Source organism: Meiothermus hypogaeus (genome assembly GCF_003574035.1).
In the GTDB taxonomy this organism is placed as follows: Bacteria; Deinococcota; Deinococci; order Deinococcales; family Thermaceae; genus Meiothermus; species Meiothermus hypogaeus.
In genome coordinates this window covers 1-16,970 of record NZ_QWKY01000033.1, presented here as the reverse complement: position 1 = coordinate 16,970, position 16,970 = coordinate 1, and the positions used below count along the sequence as shown (strand labels likewise).

Annotated in this window: 15 protein-coding genes; 1 reads left to right on the top strand and 14 read right to left on the bottom strand. The window is 61.4% G+C overall.

Translation table 11 applies throughout. The features are described 5' to 3' along the window. Window positions 1-8 precede the first annotated feature (8 nt). Window positions 9-1,217 carry an extracellular solute-binding protein gene (locus Mhypo_RS09815; protein WP_119341119.1) on the top strand — a complete coding sequence of 403 codons (1,209 nt, stop codon included), beginning with the start codon at window positions 9-11 and terminating at the stop codon, window positions 1,215-1,217. A 32-nt stretch (window positions 1,218-1,249) separates the two neighbouring features. Here the strand turns inward: Mhypo_RS09815 and Mhypo_RS09810 are convergent, their stop codons facing one another. From Mhypo_RS09810 to Mhypo_RS18350, 14 genes are all read right to left on the bottom strand, one after another. Further along, window positions 1,250-3,742 (bottom strand): cation-translocating P-type ATPase, encoded by a 2,493-nt coding sequence (locus Mhypo_RS09810; protein ID WP_119341118.1) that lies wholly within the window; start codon window positions 3,740-3,742, stop codon window positions 1,250-1,252. Between the two features lie 14 nt (window positions 3,743-3,756). Further along, the gene (locus Mhypo_RS09805) at window positions 3,757-4,245 is read right to left on the bottom strand and encodes a hydrogenase maturation protease (RefSeq protein ID WP_119341117.1); all 489 of its coding nucleotides are present in this window, start codon (window positions 4,243-4,245) and stop codon (window positions 3,757-3,759) included. Then, on the bottom strand, window positions 4,229-5,539 hold the full coding sequence (locus Mhypo_RS09800; protein WP_119341116.1) for a Ni/Fe hydrogenase subunit alpha: 1,311 nt from the start codon (window positions 5,537-5,539) through the stop codon (window positions 4,229-4,231). The genes Mhypo_RS09805 and Mhypo_RS09800 overlap by 17 nt, the downstream gene beginning before the upstream one ends. Then, window positions 5,532-6,311: an NADH-quinone oxidoreductase subunit B family protein gene (locus Mhypo_RS09795; RefSeq protein WP_119341115.1), complete on the bottom strand. Its 780-nt coding sequence runs from the start codon at window positions 6,309-6,311 to the stop codon at window positions 5,532-5,534. Before Mhypo_RS09795 ends, Mhypo_RS09800 begins: the two co-directional genes overlap by 8 nt. After that, a complete protein-coding gene (locus Mhypo_RS09790) occupies window positions 6,312-7,178 on the bottom strand; it encodes an FAD/NAD(P)-binding protein (protein WP_119341114.1) in 867 nt (288 codons plus the stop codon). Then, window positions 7,162-7,629 (bottom strand): Crp/Fnr family transcriptional regulator, encoded by a 468-nt coding sequence (locus Mhypo_RS09785; RefSeq protein ID WP_119341113.1) that lies wholly within the window; start codon window positions 7,627-7,629, stop codon window positions 7,162-7,164. The genes Mhypo_RS09790 and Mhypo_RS09785 overlap by 17 nt, the downstream gene beginning before the upstream one ends. Then, entirely contained in the window at window positions 7,622-8,734 is a 1,113-nt protein-coding gene (locus tag Mhypo_RS09780) for a 4Fe-4S dicluster domain-containing protein (RefSeq protein WP_119341112.1), read from the bottom strand. Before Mhypo_RS09780 ends, Mhypo_RS09785 begins: the two co-directional genes overlap by 8 nt. 144 nt (window positions 8,735-8,878) lie before the next feature. Further along, entirely contained in the window at window positions 8,879-9,145 is a 267-nt protein-coding gene (locus Mhypo_RS09775) for a hypothetical protein (RefSeq protein ID WP_147075312.1), read from the bottom strand. Window positions 9,146-9,156: 11 nt separating this feature from the next. Continuing rightward, the gene (gene ppsA, locus Mhypo_RS09770; RefSeq protein WP_119341110.1) at window positions 9,157-11,562 is read right to left on the bottom strand and encodes a phosphoenolpyruvate synthase; all 2,406 of its coding nucleotides are present in this window, start codon (window positions 11,560-11,562) and stop codon (window positions 9,157-9,159) included. 592 nt (window positions 11,563-12,154) lie between these two features. Continuing rightward, complete coding sequence (locus Mhypo_RS09765; RefSeq protein WP_119341109.1) at window positions 12,155-12,985, bottom strand: alpha/beta hydrolase; 831 nt, start codon at window positions 12,983-12,985, stop codon at window positions 12,155-12,157. Window positions 12,986-13,011: 26 nt separating this feature from the next. Beyond that, a complete protein-coding gene (locus Mhypo_RS09760; protein WP_119341108.1) occupies window positions 13,012-13,551 on the bottom strand; it encodes a peptidylprolyl isomerase in 540 nt (179 codons plus the stop codon). 35 nt (window positions 13,552-13,586) lie between these two features. After that, complete coding sequence (gene wecB, locus Mhypo_RS09755) at window positions 13,587-14,744, bottom strand: non-hydrolyzing UDP-N-acetylglucosamine 2-epimerase (protein ID WP_240637185.1); 1,158 nt, start codon at window positions 14,742-14,744, stop codon at window positions 13,587-13,589. A 415-nt stretch (window positions 14,745-15,159) separates the two neighbouring features. Then, window positions 15,160-16,338 carry a glycosyltransferase family 4 protein gene (locus tag Mhypo_RS09750; RefSeq protein ID WP_170148267.1) on the bottom strand — a complete coding sequence of 393 codons (1,179 nt, stop codon included), beginning with the start codon at window positions 16,336-16,338 and terminating at the stop codon, window positions 15,160-15,162. 369 nt (window positions 16,339-16,707) lie between these two features. Next, a partial coding sequence (locus Mhypo_RS18350; RefSeq protein WP_420845996.1) for a hypothetical protein occupies window positions 16,708-16,970 on the bottom strand: 263 nt, incomplete at its 5' end.

Below are 16,970 nucleotides of genomic sequence, written 5' to 3'. Positions count from 1 at the left end.
CTGAGGCCGTGAACGTCGCGCTCCAACGCTGGCTCATCCTAGGATTATTTTTTGGCGCTGCTTACGCGCAAAGACCTACAGAAATAGCTTTTTGGCACACACTGGACTCACCCGGGCGGGAGGCGCTGGAAAAGATCGTCGGCGAGTTCAACGGCCGCCAGCGGGACTACCGCATCGCAGCGCAGTATGTGGGCGACCTGCGTGAAGGGGGCATCAAGCTTACCTCGGCCATCCGGGCAGGCAACCCGCCCCAGCTTTATTACGGCGAAATTTCGTTTGTCAGCCGGGCCGTGCAGGAGAACCTGGCCCTGCCGCTGGATGAATACCTGGGCAATCTGCCCACCGATTTCTATCCGGGGTTGCTCGAGACCGGGCGTTTTCGGGGCCGAACCCATGCCTTGCCGGTGGAACTGCACCTGCCGGTGCTTTTTTATAACGCCGACCAACTTGCGGCCCGCCGCCAGAGTCCGCCCCAGACCTGGGAAGCCCTGGCCGCAGTGGCCGAGCAACTGACCACTCGAGCGGCCCGTGGTTTTACCGTGGTAAGCGACATTTACAGCTTCAACGCGGTGGTGATGAGCCGGGGTGGGCAACTGGTGCGCGACGGGCGCCCCAACTTTACCGATGCCAAAGTGGTGCAAAGCCTCGAGTATCTGCAAAGCCTGGTGCGTGCGGGGAGTGCTCAGAGCCGCAACATCGCCGAGGCCCAGTTTGCCCTGGTGGACTTTGTGCGTACCAAAACCTTTATGGGTATCGCGCCCGTGACGGTCTGGCCGGTGCTGGAAAAACGCACCCCCATTCCCTTCCGCCTGGGGGTGGCTCCTTTGCCCCGCACGCCCGATGGCAAATTGCCGCTGGCCGGGGGAAATCTGATGGTGTTGCGCGGAGCCAGCGAGGCCCAGGCCCGAGGCGTGGTGGCCCTGTGGCGCTACTGGATGGAGCCGGCCAACATAGCCGAGTGGGTCAGGGCGACCTACTGCCTGCCCCTGCGTCGTTCGGCCCAGCCCCTGCTGGAAGATTTCTACCGGGAAGACCCTCGCCGCCGGGTGGCTTTTGGCGGCCTCGAGCAGGCCCAGACCTGGGTACAAGACCCCGAAGTAACCCTCTGGTATGGCTTTTTGGAAGAGGCCCTCGAGCGTGTTCTGAAGGGCAATGCCAACCCCCGTCAGGCCCTGGAAGAGGCCCAGCGCAAGGCCCTGGCGGTGGAGCGTCGCTGAACGTCCTAGGCCAGATGTCTTCTAGCAGCACTTCAGCCTGTGGCTTGCCGGGTGTAGGGCAGATCCCGGTGGTTACGCCAGAAGATGCGGCTGGTTAGCTCGGCCAGGCCCCAGGCCAGCAGGGCTGTGCCGAGCAGCACGCCCCACAGCAGCAGCGGTAGCGGAACCAGATCCAGCGCCAGGGTACTGGCCGGAAGCATGCCGACCAGGAGTTGAACAGCCATACCCAGCAGCACCGCGCCGTGAAGCCAGGGGTTGGGCAGAGGAAACAGGTGGGTGTGGCGGGCCGGATAAGCGAAGAAAAGCTGCCCAATAGCCATGAAATGGAAAGTGGCGCTGCGGGTGGCCTCGAGGCTATACCCTAAGCGCGGCAGCAGACCCAGAAGCCCCAGCGCACAAAGGGCCTTGATGCTTCCGCTTACCAGCACAAAGCGCAAAGAAACTCTATCCAGCAGGGGGGCTTTGGGGGGCCGGGGTGGGTGCTGCATGACGCTGGGGTTTTTATCCAGGGTGAGCGAGATGGCCGGTAGACCGTCGGTAATCAGGTTGATCCACAGGATTTGCACCGCCGTGAGGGGCAATAGCAGGGCGCCGGTGGCATCCCGCAGGTTCAGGAGGGCAGCAGCCAGAGCGCCGATGGCCACTACCAGCACTTCCGAGAGGTTGGTGGAAAAAAGGAAGCGGATGAATTTCTGTATGTTCTCATAGATGTTGCGCCCTTCCTCGATGGCAGCCACGATGGTGGCGAAATTGTCGTCCAGCAAGACCAGGTCGGCCACTTCGCGGCTCACATCTGAGCCGCGCTGGCCCATGGCTACGCCCACATCGGAGCGTTTGAGGGCCGGGGCATCGTTCACGCCGTCGCCGGTCATGGCCACCACTTCGCCGCTGGACTGGAGCAACTCCACCAGCCGGAGCTTGTGTTCGGGGGAGACCCGGGCAAACACGTTTACCTCGCGGATGGCCTCGAGCAGGGCTTGTGGGCTGAATTTTTCCAGGTCGCTGCCGGTGATGACACGCTCGCCGGGAATGCCAATCTGGTGGGCAATCGAGAGGGCGGTAGCAGGATGGTCGCCCGTGACCATCAGAACCCGGATTCCGGCTTCCTGGGCCTTGCGGATGGCCTCCGGTACTTCCGCCCGGGGTGGATCCCAGAACAGCACCAGGCCCAGAAATTGCAGGTTCTCTTCGGTTTCGCCGCTTCCCCAGGCTGCTCCCAGCACCCGGTAGCCCTCGGCGGCGTAGGCCAGGGCTTTTTCCTGCCAGGACTGGTATTCATGCGCGGGCAGATGGGAGCGCCCCAGCAGCACCTCGGGGGCCCCTTTGAGGTAGCTGACCGGGCCCTGTGGGGTCTCTACCGTGACCCGCTGAAACTTGTGACCGCTCTCGAAGGCCCGCTCGGAAAGGCGGGGGTGTTGTTGCCGCAGGGCCTCGGGGTCGAGACCCAGGCGCTGCAGGTAATGCAGCAGGGCCAGGTCCATGGGGTCGCCGATGCCGTGGTCGGCGTCGTTGGCCAGGGCCAGGGCCACCTGGGCTTGGGCGGGGTCGGGGCTGTCCAGGGCCCGCACCTCCATACGATTTTCGGTGAGGGTGCCGGTTTTGTCGGTGGCAATGACCGTGACCGAACCCAGCGCTTCCACCGCCGAAAGTTTACGCACCACCGCCTTGCGGGCCGCCATGCGTTCCACCCCTAGCGAGAGGGTCAGGGTTAGCACGGCCGGAAGCCCCTCAGGCACAGCGGCGACTGCCAGGGCCACGGCAAACAGGAAGACCTGTGGGAGCCGACCCGCCCCCTCGGTAAAGAGGCCCAGCAGCACCAGGGCCCCGGCCAGCACCAGCACCCACCGGGCGACCTGGTTGCCAAAGTGATGTAGGTCGTGCTCGAGGGGGGTGGGTTCGGCTTTTATCTCGCCCAGCAGGGTGGCCAGCTTGCCCAAAGCGCTCTCGGGGCCGGTGCGCTGCACCCTGGCAAAGGCCTTGCCCCGTACCAGCAGGGTGCCGCTAAAAAGCTCCTCGCCCTCCTCTTTTTCGGCGGGTAGACTCTCGCCGGTCAAGACCGACTCGTCTACCAGGGGGCTGCCCTCGAGTACCTCTACATCGGCGGGCACCCGGTCGCCGGCCTCGAGGCGCACCAGGTCGCCGGGTACCAGTTCGCGGCTGGGGCGCTGCACCCAGGCCCCATCGCGCTCCACCCAGACCAGGGGGCTGGACAGGCGCTTAAGCTTGTTCAAGGCCGCTTCCGATTTGCGCTCCTGCCAGGTGCCCAGGCCCGCGTTGAGCAACAGAATCAGCCCGATGACCAGGGACTCCAGCGGCCAGCCATGCCGGCCCTCGAGCCACCACACCTCAAAGTCCACCGCCAGGGCAAAGAGCAGAATATAGATCAGAGGGCTTTTGAACTGGCGCAGAAAGCGACGCCAAAGCGGCTCTGGGCGCTTCTCGGGCAGGGCGTTGGGGCCCTGGCGTTTGAGGCGCTCGCGGGCTTCTACTTCGCTGAGTCCAGTCCAGGGTAGTTGGGCGCTCATGGGGCCCTCCGGCGTCACACTTCACTCTGGCGAGGGTTTGTTACGAAGACATTACCAGGGCCAGCTGCTGCCTTCAGGAGGGCTTGAACGAGCTGTTCGGCCGTCTTTATGACCTCCGGGCTGGGTGCTTCACCTGGTCTAAACGCCTGGCCCTCGATGCCGAAAATCAGGGTGCGGCGGGGCAGGACGCCCAGGGTGCGGGCAAGCTCCAGGGCCTCGGCCAGGCTCAAAGAGTGGCTCGAGAGGCGCTCAAAAGCCGCAGGCAGGGGCTCGGGGCCCACCTCCATCACATGCAGGGTTCCCGGCGGATGGCCCGAGACCACCGCCTCCACCAGCCAGGCTTCGTCCGCGCCGGCCAGGCCCTCCACCAGCCGGGTCAGGTCGTCGGTTACCTCGAAGACCTCGAGGCCCGCCTCCCGCAGATACCGGGCCACCCAGGGCCCCACACCATCGTCCTGGCGGTAGGGGTTGCCCAGGGCGAAAACCTTACGGGGCTTGCTCAATTTCCAGCCTCAAAAAGTGGGTCGCGCAGGAGATGCAGGGGTCGTAGTTGCGGATGGTCTGCTCGCAGCGCAGGGTGAGTTCGGGCTTGGGAAGCTCCAGGTTCGCGGCCACAAACTGCCGCAGGTCTTCTTCAATCATCTTCTGATTTTGCGAGGTGGGCGGCACAATCCTGGCCTCGGTAATCAGGCCCTGTTCGTCTATGCGGTAGCGATGGTAGAGGATGCCGCGTGGGGCCTCGCTGCAACCTGCGCCTTCCCCGGCCCTGGGGGTGATGGCAAGGCTGGGGGCATCGGGCTCCTCGTATTCGGCTATCAGGCGCAGGGCCTCCTCGCAGGCGTACAAAGTCTCCACCGCCCGCACCACGATGCTCTGGAAGGGGTTGCGGCAGACCGGCCCTAAACCCGCTTCCCGAGCAGCCGCCTGCACCGCGGTTGGAAGCTGATCGAAGTTCAGGTTGTAGCGGGCCAGCGGCCCTACCAGGTAAGGCCTCCCCTCCAGGGTGGCGTGCAGGGCGTTGGAGTGGGGAACGTGCTCCTCGCGGAAGTGCTGCTCGAACTCAGCAACCGCAATATCCAGGCCCCGGCTCGAAACCAGGCGGCCCCCCAGAATGGGGTACTCGCCTTCCTGACGCAGCGAGACAAAGGTGTAGTCGGGTGCGAAGTCGGGGAAGTCCAGGCCACCCACAAAATGCACCGTCTGCAGGGCAATCTCGCGGGCTCGCTCGAGCTTATCCCGCAGGTCTAAAAGCTCGGCCTTGCGCGGCACCCGGTAGAAGCCCCCTACCTTCACGTTGATGGGGTGAATCTCCCGCCCACCCAGCAGGGCCATCAGTTCGTTGCCGGTTTTTTTCAGTGCCAGGGCCTGCTGAATCCGCTCGGGCTGGTCTTGGGCCAGCCGCACCGCGTCCGGGTAGCCCAGAAAGTCGGGCAGGTGCAAAAAATAAATGTGCAGGGCGTGGCTCTCGATCCATTCGCCGCAGTACAAGAGCCGCCGCAGGGCTTTGAGCGGGCCTTCTACCTGCACCCCCAGGGCGGCTTCCAGGGCCTGGCACGAACTCATCTGGTAGGCCACCGGGCAGATGCCGCAGATGCGGGCGGTGATATCGGGCACCTCGGCAAAACTGCGCCCTCGCAGAAAGGCCTCGAAGAAGCGGGGGGGCTCAAAGATGTTGAGCCGCACCTCTTCGACCTGGCTGCCCTTGACCCGTACGTACAAAGCTCCTTCCCCCTCCACACGGGCCAGGTTGCCCACTCGAATGGTCTTGGTCTGCTGCGGTTTAGGGGTCTCACCCATGACGTTCTGCCTCCTTGCTGAAGGCCTTGGCCCCGGCGTTGTAGGTGCGGAAGGCCCGCTGCTGGGCTGCCTCGTCTAGGCCGAGGAGCGTCCACCAGGCGCTCAGGGCCACAGTGTTGGGGTTTTCCTGAGGGCCGAAACACCCGTAGCAGCCCCGCTGATAGGCCGGGCAGATGGCCCCACACCCGGCCTGGGTCACCGGCCCCAGGCAAGGGGTGCCCTGGGCCACCATCACACAGACCGTGCCCCGGGCCTTGCACTCCAGGCAGACGCTGTGCTGGGGGATGTTGGGCCTGCGTTTGTGCAGGAAAGCCGAGATGACCTCGAGCAACTGCCCTTTGTTAATCGGGCAACCCCGTAACTCAAAATCGACTTTCACGTGCTCGGAAATGGGGGTGGAGTGCTTGAGGGTTTTTATGTACTCGGGTTTTGCGTAGACGATGCGGGTGAACTCCTCCACATCGGCAAAGTTGCGCAGGGCCTGGATGCCCCCTGCGGTCGCGCAGGCCCCGATGGTGACCAGAAACCTGGAGCTCTTGCGGATGGCCTGGATGCGCTCTGCATCATGGGGGGTGGTGATGGAGCCCTCGACCAGCGAGAGGTCGTAGGGGCCGGGCTGGACGGCACTGGAGGCCTCGAGGAAGTTGGCAATCTGAACCGCTCCGGCTACCTGCAGGAGCTCGTCCTCGCAGTCCAGCAGGGAGAGCTGACACCCGTCACAGGAAGCAAATTTCCAGACCGCCAGGGTGGGTTTGCGCTGTTTGCTTGGCACCTAGACCTCCTTTCGCGTGATCCAGTCCCGCACCCGGGGGAAGGCCAGCACCGGCCCGTCCTTGCAAATGAAGTGCGGCCCATACTGGCAGTGTCCACAAAAGCCCACCGCACACTTCATGTTGCGCTCCATCGAGAGGTAGAGGTTTTCCTCGGGGATGCCCCGCTTGCGCAGCTCGCTGATGGTAAAGCGCATCATCACCTCGGGGCCGACCATTAAGGCGGTGGTACGCAAGGGGTCTATGGGTAGCACCGGTATGAGCGACGTGACCACCCCTACCGCCCCATCCCAGCCCCCTTCGGCGCGGTCTACCGTGACCCGCACCGGCGAGGCGCCGGGGGCATGGGCGAGGGTGTGCTGCCAGCGCTTGAGTTCCTCAGGGAATAGCAGGTCGGCAGGGGTGCGCGCCCCATACAGCAAATAGACCCGCCCGTAGTCCTGTCGCTGGTGCAGGATGTGGTAAATCGCCGGACGTAAGGGGGGCAGGCCAATTCCGCCGGCCACAATGACCACATCACCTCCCCTGGCCTGTTCCAGCGGCCAATGGCTGCCAAAGGGGCCTCGCACCCCCACCACGTCGCCTCTGCCCAGTTTGCACAGCGCCTCGGTCACCAAGCCCACCCGCCGGATGGTTTGCACCAGGCGCGCGGGTTTGTGCGGATCCCCGCTGATGGAGATGGGTACCTCGCCCACCCCGAAGACATAGAGCATGGTGAACTGACCTGGCTGGAAGGCGAGCGGGGGGCCAGACTGTGCTTCTAGCTCGAGCGTCACCACATCGGCGGTCTCGCGTATCGCCCGTACCACCCGGAAGGGGCGGGGCTGCATGGGGTCTTGCCCAGGGGTATAACTAATGGGGTTGACCATACAAGTCCAGTAGGCGAAGCCTTGTGGCCTGCAAGCGCTCCCCGATGACCCTCGAGAACCGTTTGCACAGCTCATAGCCAAAGTGGTGGTCTTCTTCCGAATGCTTTCGCACCGCCGCGGCATCGAAGGCCAGCAGGCGGGTGGCCTGGAAGATGCGGGCATCAAAGGTCTTGCGGGTCTCGGGCAGCATCACCGACCAGCCCAGCACCTCCCCCGGCCCCAGGGTCTGGATGACCAGCTCGCCCCGCCCCGGGGTATGGATTTCCAGGCGCACCAGCCCCTCTTGAATCAGGTAAAAGTCTTTGGATTCGTCGCCTTCGCGGTAGAGATAGTCGCCTACCTCGAGGGCCAGCGGCTCGGCCAGCTCGGCCAGCCAGGCCAGGTCCTTGGGGCGCATGCCCCGGAAGAAAGGGTGCTCACCCAGGTAGTGCTCGAGACCAGCTTTAGACATGGGCACCTCGCATCGCTGCAACTTCTTCGGTCAGGTCGATCCCAACAGGGCACCAGGTGATACAGCGGCCACAGCCCACACAGCCCAGCATGCCAAACTGGTCTTGCCAGGTGGCCAGCTTGTGGGTGAGCCACTGGCGGTAGCGGGCTTTGGTCGAGACCCGCACGCTGCCCCCGTGCAGATACGAAAAGTCGGCGGTAAAGCAGGAGTCCCAGCGGCGGGTTCGCTCGGCAACCCCCGAGAGGTCGGTGTGGTCTTCCACGCTGGTACAGAAGCAGGTAGGGCAGACCTGGGTGCAGTTGCCGCAGGAGAGGCAGCGGGCCGCTACCTGCTCCCAGCGGGGGTGCTCGAGGTTCTGGTACAACATCTCCTTGAGCCCCTCGGTCGCCAGGCTGCGGCCCATCTGGCGGGTGGCCTGGGCCACCTTGGCCTCGGCCTGGGCTACCTCGGATGGAAGCGCTGCACGATGGGGAATTTCACCCAGGACCTCGGCTCCCCGCTCGCTCCCCACCTCCCCTACAAAGTAGTGCCGGTCGCCCTCCAGCACCTCCGTCAGGGCCAGGTCGAAGCCAGCCTGGGCCTTGGGCCCGCTCTGCACAGAGGCGCAAAAACAGGTATTGCCGGCCTGGGTGCAGTTCACCGCCACGATAAACACCCGCTCGCGCCGGGCTTTGTAATGCGGATCCTGGTAGGCCCCCCCCAGAAAAACCTGGTCTTGCACCCGGATGGCCAGCAGCTCGCAGGCCCGCACCCCGATGAAGGCGTAATTGGGAAGGGCCTCGGCCTCGTGTTCGAATTCGAAACCCCCATTGATTTTGCGCGCTCGAAATAACCGCAGGATGGGCGGGTGCAAAAACCGCTTCCAGCTATGGGGCCCCACGTTGTAGCCGAATAGCGCCTCGTCGCCCCGCCGCCGCAGCCGGTAGGTGCCCCCCTCCTGATGGTCGGTATAGCCGATGGGAAGGTCCTCGAGCCGGCTGAGCTGGTCATAAACGATCGCCCCTTCCCGCACCGTGGGGCCCAGGGTCAGGTAGCCCTTGGCTTTGAGGGCCTGCAATAGCTGAAGAAGCCCAGAGCGCTCCAGTACAAACGGGCCCTTTTGCATGCGTTCCTCCGTTGCTACTAGCGTAGCTTTTAGCACCTGGGCCAAATGACCTTGTCACACCATTGGCCAATCTGAGCCGGGCAGCAGACTGCTCTTCCGTAGCCGATGCTCCTGGCAGTAAAAGGAGGATGTTTTCCAGCCTCGCTACGGCTTCATGGCCTCAAATCCGCTCAACCTCATTCCCCCTACGCCCAGGGCCCTGATCTCTGTACGGTTGATCAGGAGGTACTCGAGCTTCTCCTCGAGGGCCCCGTTGCTCACAATGGCGTTGCGTAGAACCAAGACGTTCTCGGGCCCGCCCCACTGGGCCGCACAGCGCCGAAAGGTCTCCACATCGGGAAACTCATCCGAATCGATCTCGTCGCCCTGGATGATGCGCTCTCCCAGAAAAACGATGCGGTCGTGTCTCATAAGGGCCTCCTTCATGCCTTAGCTTTGCGACCCTTGTGGTTTTGCTCGGTCTCCACAATGCGCTGCTTGGTGCGTACCACCGAGTCGGGGTTGAGGCTGATGGAATCAATACCTGCATCTACCAGGAAGGCCGCAAACTCGGGATAGTCGGAGGGGGCCTGTCCGCAAATGCCCACCTTGCGCCCGTGTTTGTGGGCTTTGCGGATTAGCTCGGCGCAGGCCCACTTGACCGCCGGGTTGCGCTCGTCGAACAGGGCAGCCACCTGGGTAGAGTCGCGGTCCACCCCCAGCACCAGCTGGGTTAGATCGTTGGAGCCTATCGAGAAGCCGTCGAAGATCTGGCTAAACTCCTCGGCCAGGATCACGTTGGAAGGAATCTCGGCCATCACATAGACTTCCAGGCCGTTTCTGCCGCGCTCCAGGCCTCCTTCTTTCATGGTGTCCAGAACCCGCTGGCCTTCCTCCACCGTGCGACAGAAGGGAATCATCACCACCAGGTTTGTAAGGCCCATCTCGTCGCGTACCCGCCGAACCGCCTCGACCTCGAGTAAGAAACCCTCTTTGTAGTCGGGGTGGTAGTAGCGGCTAGCCCCCCGCCACCCCAGCATGGGGTTCTCTTCGCCCGGCTCGAAGGCTTCGCCGCCCAGCAGCTTGGCGTACTCGTTGGTCTTGAAGTCGCTCATGCGCAGGATTACCGGCTTCGGGTAGAAGGCCGCAGCCAGCACCGCAATGCCCTGGCTCAGCCGGTCGATGAAGTATTCGCGCCCGCTGGGGTAGCCGTTCGTCCTGACCTCGACCTCGCGCTGCACCCTGGGGGAGAGCTTTTCGGGGTGTAAGAGCGCCAGGGGGTGAATGCCCACCCAGTCGGCGAAGATGAATTCCATGCGGGCCAGACCCACCCCATCGTTGGGCAGGAGTGCCAGCCGGAAAGCCTGTTCGGGGTTGCCCACGTTCATCATGATCTGGGTGCGGGTGGTACCCACCTGATACGGGTCGAACTCATCCACCGTGAACTTCAAGGTGCCCTCGTAGACCCGCCCCACCTCGCCCTGTGCACACGAAACCGTGACCGGGCCCCCCTTGGCCAAGGCTTTGGTAGCCCCTGCGGCCCCCACCACGGCCGGAATGCCCAGTTCACGGGCCACAATGGCCGCGTGCGAAGTGCGCCCGCCCCGCTCGGTCACGATGGCGCTAGCAATTTTCATGATGGGTTCCCAGTCGGGGTTGGTGGTGACCGTAACCAGCACATCGCCGGGCTTGATCTGGTTCATGGCTTTGGGGTCACGGATGACCCTGGCCGGGCCGGTGGCAATCTTCTCGCCCACCGCCAGCCCTTCGACCAGTACCTGGCCTTCTTCCAGGAGGGTATAGCTTTTGATGGTCGCACCCTTGCGGCTGTGAACGGTCTCGGGGCGGGCCTGTACAATAAACAGCTCACCGGTGATACCGTCTTTGGCCCACTCGATGTCCATGGGGGTGGGGGCGCCCCGTTTTTGGCTGTAATGCTGCTCAATCAAAACTGCCCAATGGGCCAGCTTCAACACCTCTTCGTTGGAAAGCACCCACTGGTTGCGGTCTGTGGGGGATACGGGGTTGTTGCGCAGCTTGTGGTGTTCGGTATCGTAGACCAGGCGTAGTTCCTTTGCCCCCAGTTTTTTCCAGAGCAAGGGCTTGTAGCCTTTGGCCAGGGTTTCCTTATGCACGTAGAAGCGGTCGGGGGTAGATTTGCCCTGCACGATGTTCTCGCCCAGGCCCCAGACCCCTTCCAGCATCACCACCCCGTCAAAGCCGGTTTCGGTGTCGAGGGTAAAAATGACGCCCGAGGAGGCCAGATCCGAACGCACCAGCCGTTGCACGCCCACCGAGAGCAGTACCTTCTCGTGGGGGAAGCCCATATCCACCCGGTAGCGGGTAGCCCGGGCGGTGTAGAGGCTGGCAAAGCATTTCTTGACTGCGTCGAGGAGCTCGGCCTCGCCCTGGATGCCCAGATAACTTTCGTGTTGCCCGGCAAAACTGGCCGTAGGCAGGTCTTCGGCGGTGGCGCTGGAACGTACTGCTACCATCAGGTCTTCTACCCTGGCCTGGCGCGAGAGTTCGCGGTAGGCCTGAACGATTTCCCCCTCGAGGTCTTCCGGCAGCGCGGCCCGCAGAATCAGGCTGCGGATCAGCCGGGTGCGCCGGGCCAGGTCGTCGGGGTTGTGGGGATCCATTTCGCGCAACTGTTCGCGGATGGGCGCACCCAGGCCATTGGCCTGGAGGAAGTGGTGGAAACCCTCGGCGGTAACGGCAAAACCATCCGGCACCCGCACCCCTAACTTGCCCAGTTCGCGCACCATCTCGCCCAGCGAGGCGTTCTTGCCCCCGACCAGCGGCACCTCATCAATGCCCACTTCCTTGAACCACCGTACAAAGCGCATTGAGGTTTGAGCAGAGCGTTTTTTAGAGCGGCTCGAGCTGGTTCTGGGCTTTGTGGAAAGAGCAGTAGCCATAAAAGCCTCCTGTCTAAACCCTAGAAAGCCCTCGTTACCAATCCATTACCGTCCAGGAGTACATTTGTCCCACCCCGATGCCGGTGCAGATGGCTAAGCACAATGCAGGCGGGTTTGTGCAATTCGCTGGGGCGGGCTACAAAGTTACTGGCGCACCCCAAATTGGCCCCGGTATCCTGTGCCCCTTGATGCCAGATTCGGTTAGTTCGTCACCCTTTGGTGACGAACTAACCCGACCGAAGTTATCCGCGTAGCGGAGGGCGATACCGCCCCTTGGAAGGGTGAGGCTTTTTTCGCCGACCGTCAGGGAGGGGTATGCTCTAGGATTCAAAAAGACAGCCTCTGGTGTTTTTGGTTTTGTAAACTGTCTTTTGGAATCCGGTATGACTTCCTGTCGAGTTCAGAGGCACCCAGAAAACGACGAGGAATCTGGCACTGCAAAGGGGCGGTGCACATACGGGGACAAGCGGCTCCAGGTGCTTGAATGCGGAACGATAGGCAGGAAGACTAACCTAAATCGCTAGAGGTGCCGCTCGAGCCACTCGGCGATGTCTTGCAAGACCTGGCCTTTGTTTAGATCGTTGTGGGGTTCGTGGAAGCTTCCGGGGTAAACCCGAAGCTCCTTATCGGTTGTGGAGGCTTCTCTGAAAAGCCAGCGGGCCCCCTCCACCCGGTTGATGGCATCGGCTTCCCCGTGCAGGATAAGCAGGGGGTCGCGGATGCTCTTGACCTGGGCCTTGACCGTTTCGATGGTTTGCAGCACCTCGGTGCCCCAGCGGGCGCTCACGCGGTTATGTACCAGGGGGTCGCTTCGGTAGGCTTGAACTGTGGCGCTGTCGCGGGAAAGGGCATTAATGTCTAAGTTGAGCCTGAGGGGTGCTTGGGGCCAGAAGCGGGAGAGCAGCCGGGCAATAGCTACGAGCAGCGGCTGTGCGGGTTGGCCAGGCTCAAGCAATACCCCACTTACGATGGCCCCCCGCAGATCGGGCGGTTGTTTTACCAGGTAATCCAGCACCACCAGGCTACCCATGCTGTGGCCGTATAAGAAGATGGGTAATCTGGGCTCGAGGGCCTCCAACTGACTGCGAAAAAGGGTCAGGTCGTACCAATAATCAAGCCAGCTTTCAATGTGCCCTCGCTGGCCCGTTGAGCGGCCATGCCCTCTGAGGTCTTGGGCATACACGGCGTAACCCAAAGAACCCAGGTACTGGGCCAAGCCTTCATAGCGCCCGCTGTGTTCACCGAATCCGTGTGTTACCTGCAGCACTGCTTTGGCTTTGGCAGGCCGCCAGCCACGATAAAAAATCTTTTCAGCTCCAAAGCTAACAAAGTACCCTTCAAGTGTTTGCATAATTCGTCAAGCCAATGCTATGTACATTATACGCATTTTATAGAAATTAGCCTTACTGGTTGCAAGATCCACTGGCCCTGCACCGGCGGAACATCTCCCCCGGCGGGTAGCTGATGAATCTGCTGGACAACCTCCATGCCTTCTAGCACTCGTCCAAAAGCAGCAAAACCTTGCCCATCCGGGTTGCGCTTGCCGCCATAGTCCAGTTCGGGCTGGTCGCCGATGCAGATAAAAAACTCCGACTGGGCCGAGTCTGGCTCGAGGCGGGCCATCGAAACGGTGCCATCCAGATGACGCAGGCCCGTTAGGTCGGTAGTCTCCAGCGGGATGGGGGGCAGCTTGGCTGAATGGTGGCCCATGCCGAGCCCTCCCTGAATCACCTCAATCTTGACTGGGCTCTGGGGCTGGTTATCCAGGCGCACGGTGCGGTAGAAAGTAGCCCCCTGGTAGCGGTTTTCATCTACGTAGCGCAGGAAGTTGGCCACGGTGATGGGGGCCTGGGCGGGGAAGAGCTCGAGCAGAATCTCGCCCAGATCGGTCTGGATGCATACTTTGGGATTGTTCATAGGCTTAGACTTTTGGACTTTTGCTTCCTTGTTCCCTATGGCCAGGCTGGACCTTGCCAATCTGCCGGACGCTCTCCCAGCCCCAGGCGCCAGGCCACTCCCTGGGCGCAGCGCTCGGCGGCTCTGCCGTCGCCATAAGGGTTGGGTCGATTGCGCATAGCCTGAAGGGCCGTCTCATCCGAGAGCAGGGTGTCAATGGTGGTAAAGACCTGTTCGGGGTCGGTGCCGGCCAGCTTCAGGGCCCCCACCGCCAGCCCCTCGGGTCGCTCGGTGACGTTGCGCAGCACCACCACCGGTACCCCCAGCGTAGCCCCGCTCTCCTGTACGCCCCCGGAGTCGGTCACCAGCAGGGTGGAGCGTTTCATCAAGCCGGCCATGGCCCCAAACTCCAGGGGCTCGAGCAGATCGAAGTTGGGAAGATTTCCCAGCACCGGATACACGGCCTCCCGCACCGCTGGGTTCAGGTGCACCGGATACACGAAATGACACTCGGGGTGGGCTCGAGCAACCTTAGCCAGGGCTTCGGCCAGTCCGCGCATCAAAGGCAGGTTCTCGCGTCGGTGCATGGTCACGCCCACGATGCGCTTGCCTTCGGGGAGGGGTGGGGGGGTGCCGCGCGCGCTGGCATAAAGTACCGCGTCTACCTCGGTTTGGCCGGTCACGATGATGTTTTGTGCAGGTTTGCCCTCGCGCAAGAGGTTTGCTTTGGAGGTTTGGGTAGGGGGAAGGTCCAGGTCGGTGAGTACGTCGGTCAGGCGGCGGTTGGCCTCTTCGGGGAAGGGTTCTAGCATGTTGAAGCTACGCAGGCCCGCCTCTACGTGCGCTACCGGGATTTGTTCAAAAAAAGCCGCCAGCGTTACAGCGAAGGTGGTCAGGGTATCGCCGTGTACCATGACGTAATCGGCGCGAAGCTCCTTGAGTTTGTCTGCGGCGGCCGGCACGATGCGCCCCATCAGGGCCGGAAGGGTCTGGCGGTCGGTCATCACCTGCAAATCTGCGTCGGGCACAATATCAAAAACCCGCAAGGCGTCCTCGAGCTGCGTGCGGTGTTGCCCGGTCGAAAGCACGATGGTCTTGATCCCAACCTGCTTGCGCATGGCAAAGATCACCGGGGCCATCTTGATGGCCTCGGGGCGGGTTCCGAAGGCCAGCACTACCCGCTTGCCCATGAAGTCTCCTGTTGATTGCTGCATAGAGAAAAAGCATTCATGCCGCATAACAGTGTACACATACCCCCAAGGAGCAGGCAGTGTGTGGCGAATTATCATGCTTAGAGCGCTCCTCACATAAAGTGAGTTTCTCGAGAATCAAGAATCCTCTATCCGAGACAGAATAGTTGCCCCCGGAAACTTGAAACCCAAGCACTCGTGGGCCGGGCCCGCCCCACGCCTGGGTGCGTAACATGCGTCTGGGCGCAGACGCATTCTCGTTTTCGCGGGCGGCAACGTCTGTGAAGGTCACGATAGGGCGGTTGCAGGAAATAACCTTGGGGTGGGGTGTGCGCTAACATCACCTGGGAGGCGAGGGGGTGGCCATTGGGCCATAGCTGCTATGCGGCTAACCTGGGTTTGCTATCCCCATTTACCTCGAATCAATCCGCAAACCGTCCTAGACCGCTTGCTGTGATGCCTCTTGGGGACTTTGCAGGGATTTGGACTTTAGCACTTTTCGATAAAGCTCGAGCATGCGCAGGGTACGCACGCTTTCCATCTCCGAACGCGCATATTCCCAGGCCACACGCCCCATGCGCTGGCGTAGTTCGGGGTTGTGGTAAAGCTTTCGAATGCCCTCTGCAAAAGCCCGAATGTCTTTTTCAGGGGTGGTGACCGGAATCTTGATGGCAGCTTCTGGGGGCACAAAATATCCCACCCCCTGGTGATCAAAAGCTATAAGCGGCAGAGCCTGAGACATGGCCTCGAGGTTCACACTGCCAAAAGAATCCCGCAGACTCGTAAAAAGAAAGGCATCTACACTGCGGTATAGTTCCTTCATTTGGTGCCAGTTGACCCGACCCAAAAACTGCACCTTGTGCTCTATGCCAAACTCTTTGGCTTTGGCTTCACACATCGGACGCAGAGGGCCGTCGCCAGCAACCAACAGGCGCACCGGAAGATCGGCCACCTGCTGCATAATCTGAAGCATCAGCAGAGGGGCCTTCATGGATTCCAGCCGTCCTGCCCACAACAGGGTCATGGTGGGTTGGGGGGGGTGGGCCGGGGGTTCAGAAGGCACGTAGCTATCCGGTAGTCCAGAGACGTTGAACATTTCGATTTGCCGTGCTCCAGCCCGGCGCAGGAGGCTTTGGGTTTCTGCATTGGTCGCCAGGATGAGCGAAGTACGCCGAACCGCCTGGCGTACAGGAGGGAGCAGTGGTAAGGCCAACACCCGCAAACTGCGCAGGGCTTCTTCCCAGGCATTTGTTGTGAAATACCTGCGGTAGGCAAAGGGGGCCATCTGACCGCCACCCACCGAACCCCAAATGAAAGGAATGGGCAGTTTCCACAGTGGAGGGGGGGCGCTAACAGTATTCCAGCTAACGAAGTGGCTCAGATCAAAACCCACCTCGCGGTGAAGTTTTTTGGCTACCTTGAACATCTCGCCTAGCCAGAGCAAGTAATGTAGCCGAATGTTGCCAGTACCTTTTTCTGGATTCCAGGGGTCGATCGCCTTGGGGGGAGAGGCATAGTAAAAATGCAAATTGGGATTTGGGTTGGCTTCTAGATAACGCTCGATGTTGCTGCGATAACGGGGATAGGTAATGACCCACACCTCGCAGTGACGTGACAATGCCAGAGCCCAGCCCCAAGTAACTGCTTCTTCCGACCCATGATCTGGGCTACAACCATATCCAGTTAAAAGAATTCGCATACTTGGCGCCCAGGTAGTATCCAAACAGCGTAGATAAGTATAGACCATTGCACAAGTTTGCCAAGCAAGATGCAACCCAACGCTTCTGGAGTGGCTTCCCAGCAATGATTAGGAAGTGCGCTCAGTATTTGTGTGGGTTTTGCACTGCACTTTACCCATACTTCATGTAAGGTACGAAAATAACGATATCCTTATCCAACTCACTTCTGTTCTATGACCCAGACCTCGTCTGAAAATACTAACAAGAGATTGAACTGTAGTGAAAAGTAGTAAAAAAAGGGCATAAAGTCAGACTGAAAGGGCAGGGAGTACGGTCAGTAGCTGGGATTTGAGGATTTTTGCGGCATTGTGCTGTGCTGTCCGCCAAGAAAGATCTGGATGTAGTTGTTTTTGCTGTCGAATAAGGTGTAGGGCCTCGATGGCCAGGTCAGCATGTTTGAGTTGAGTAGCATAGGAACGAGAGAGGCATTTGGATAAACCCAGGTTCTGTTTGAGCAGGCGATGCACCCGCTCCAGATCCCAACGAGCTTTCCAGGCGGCAAGGACTTCTT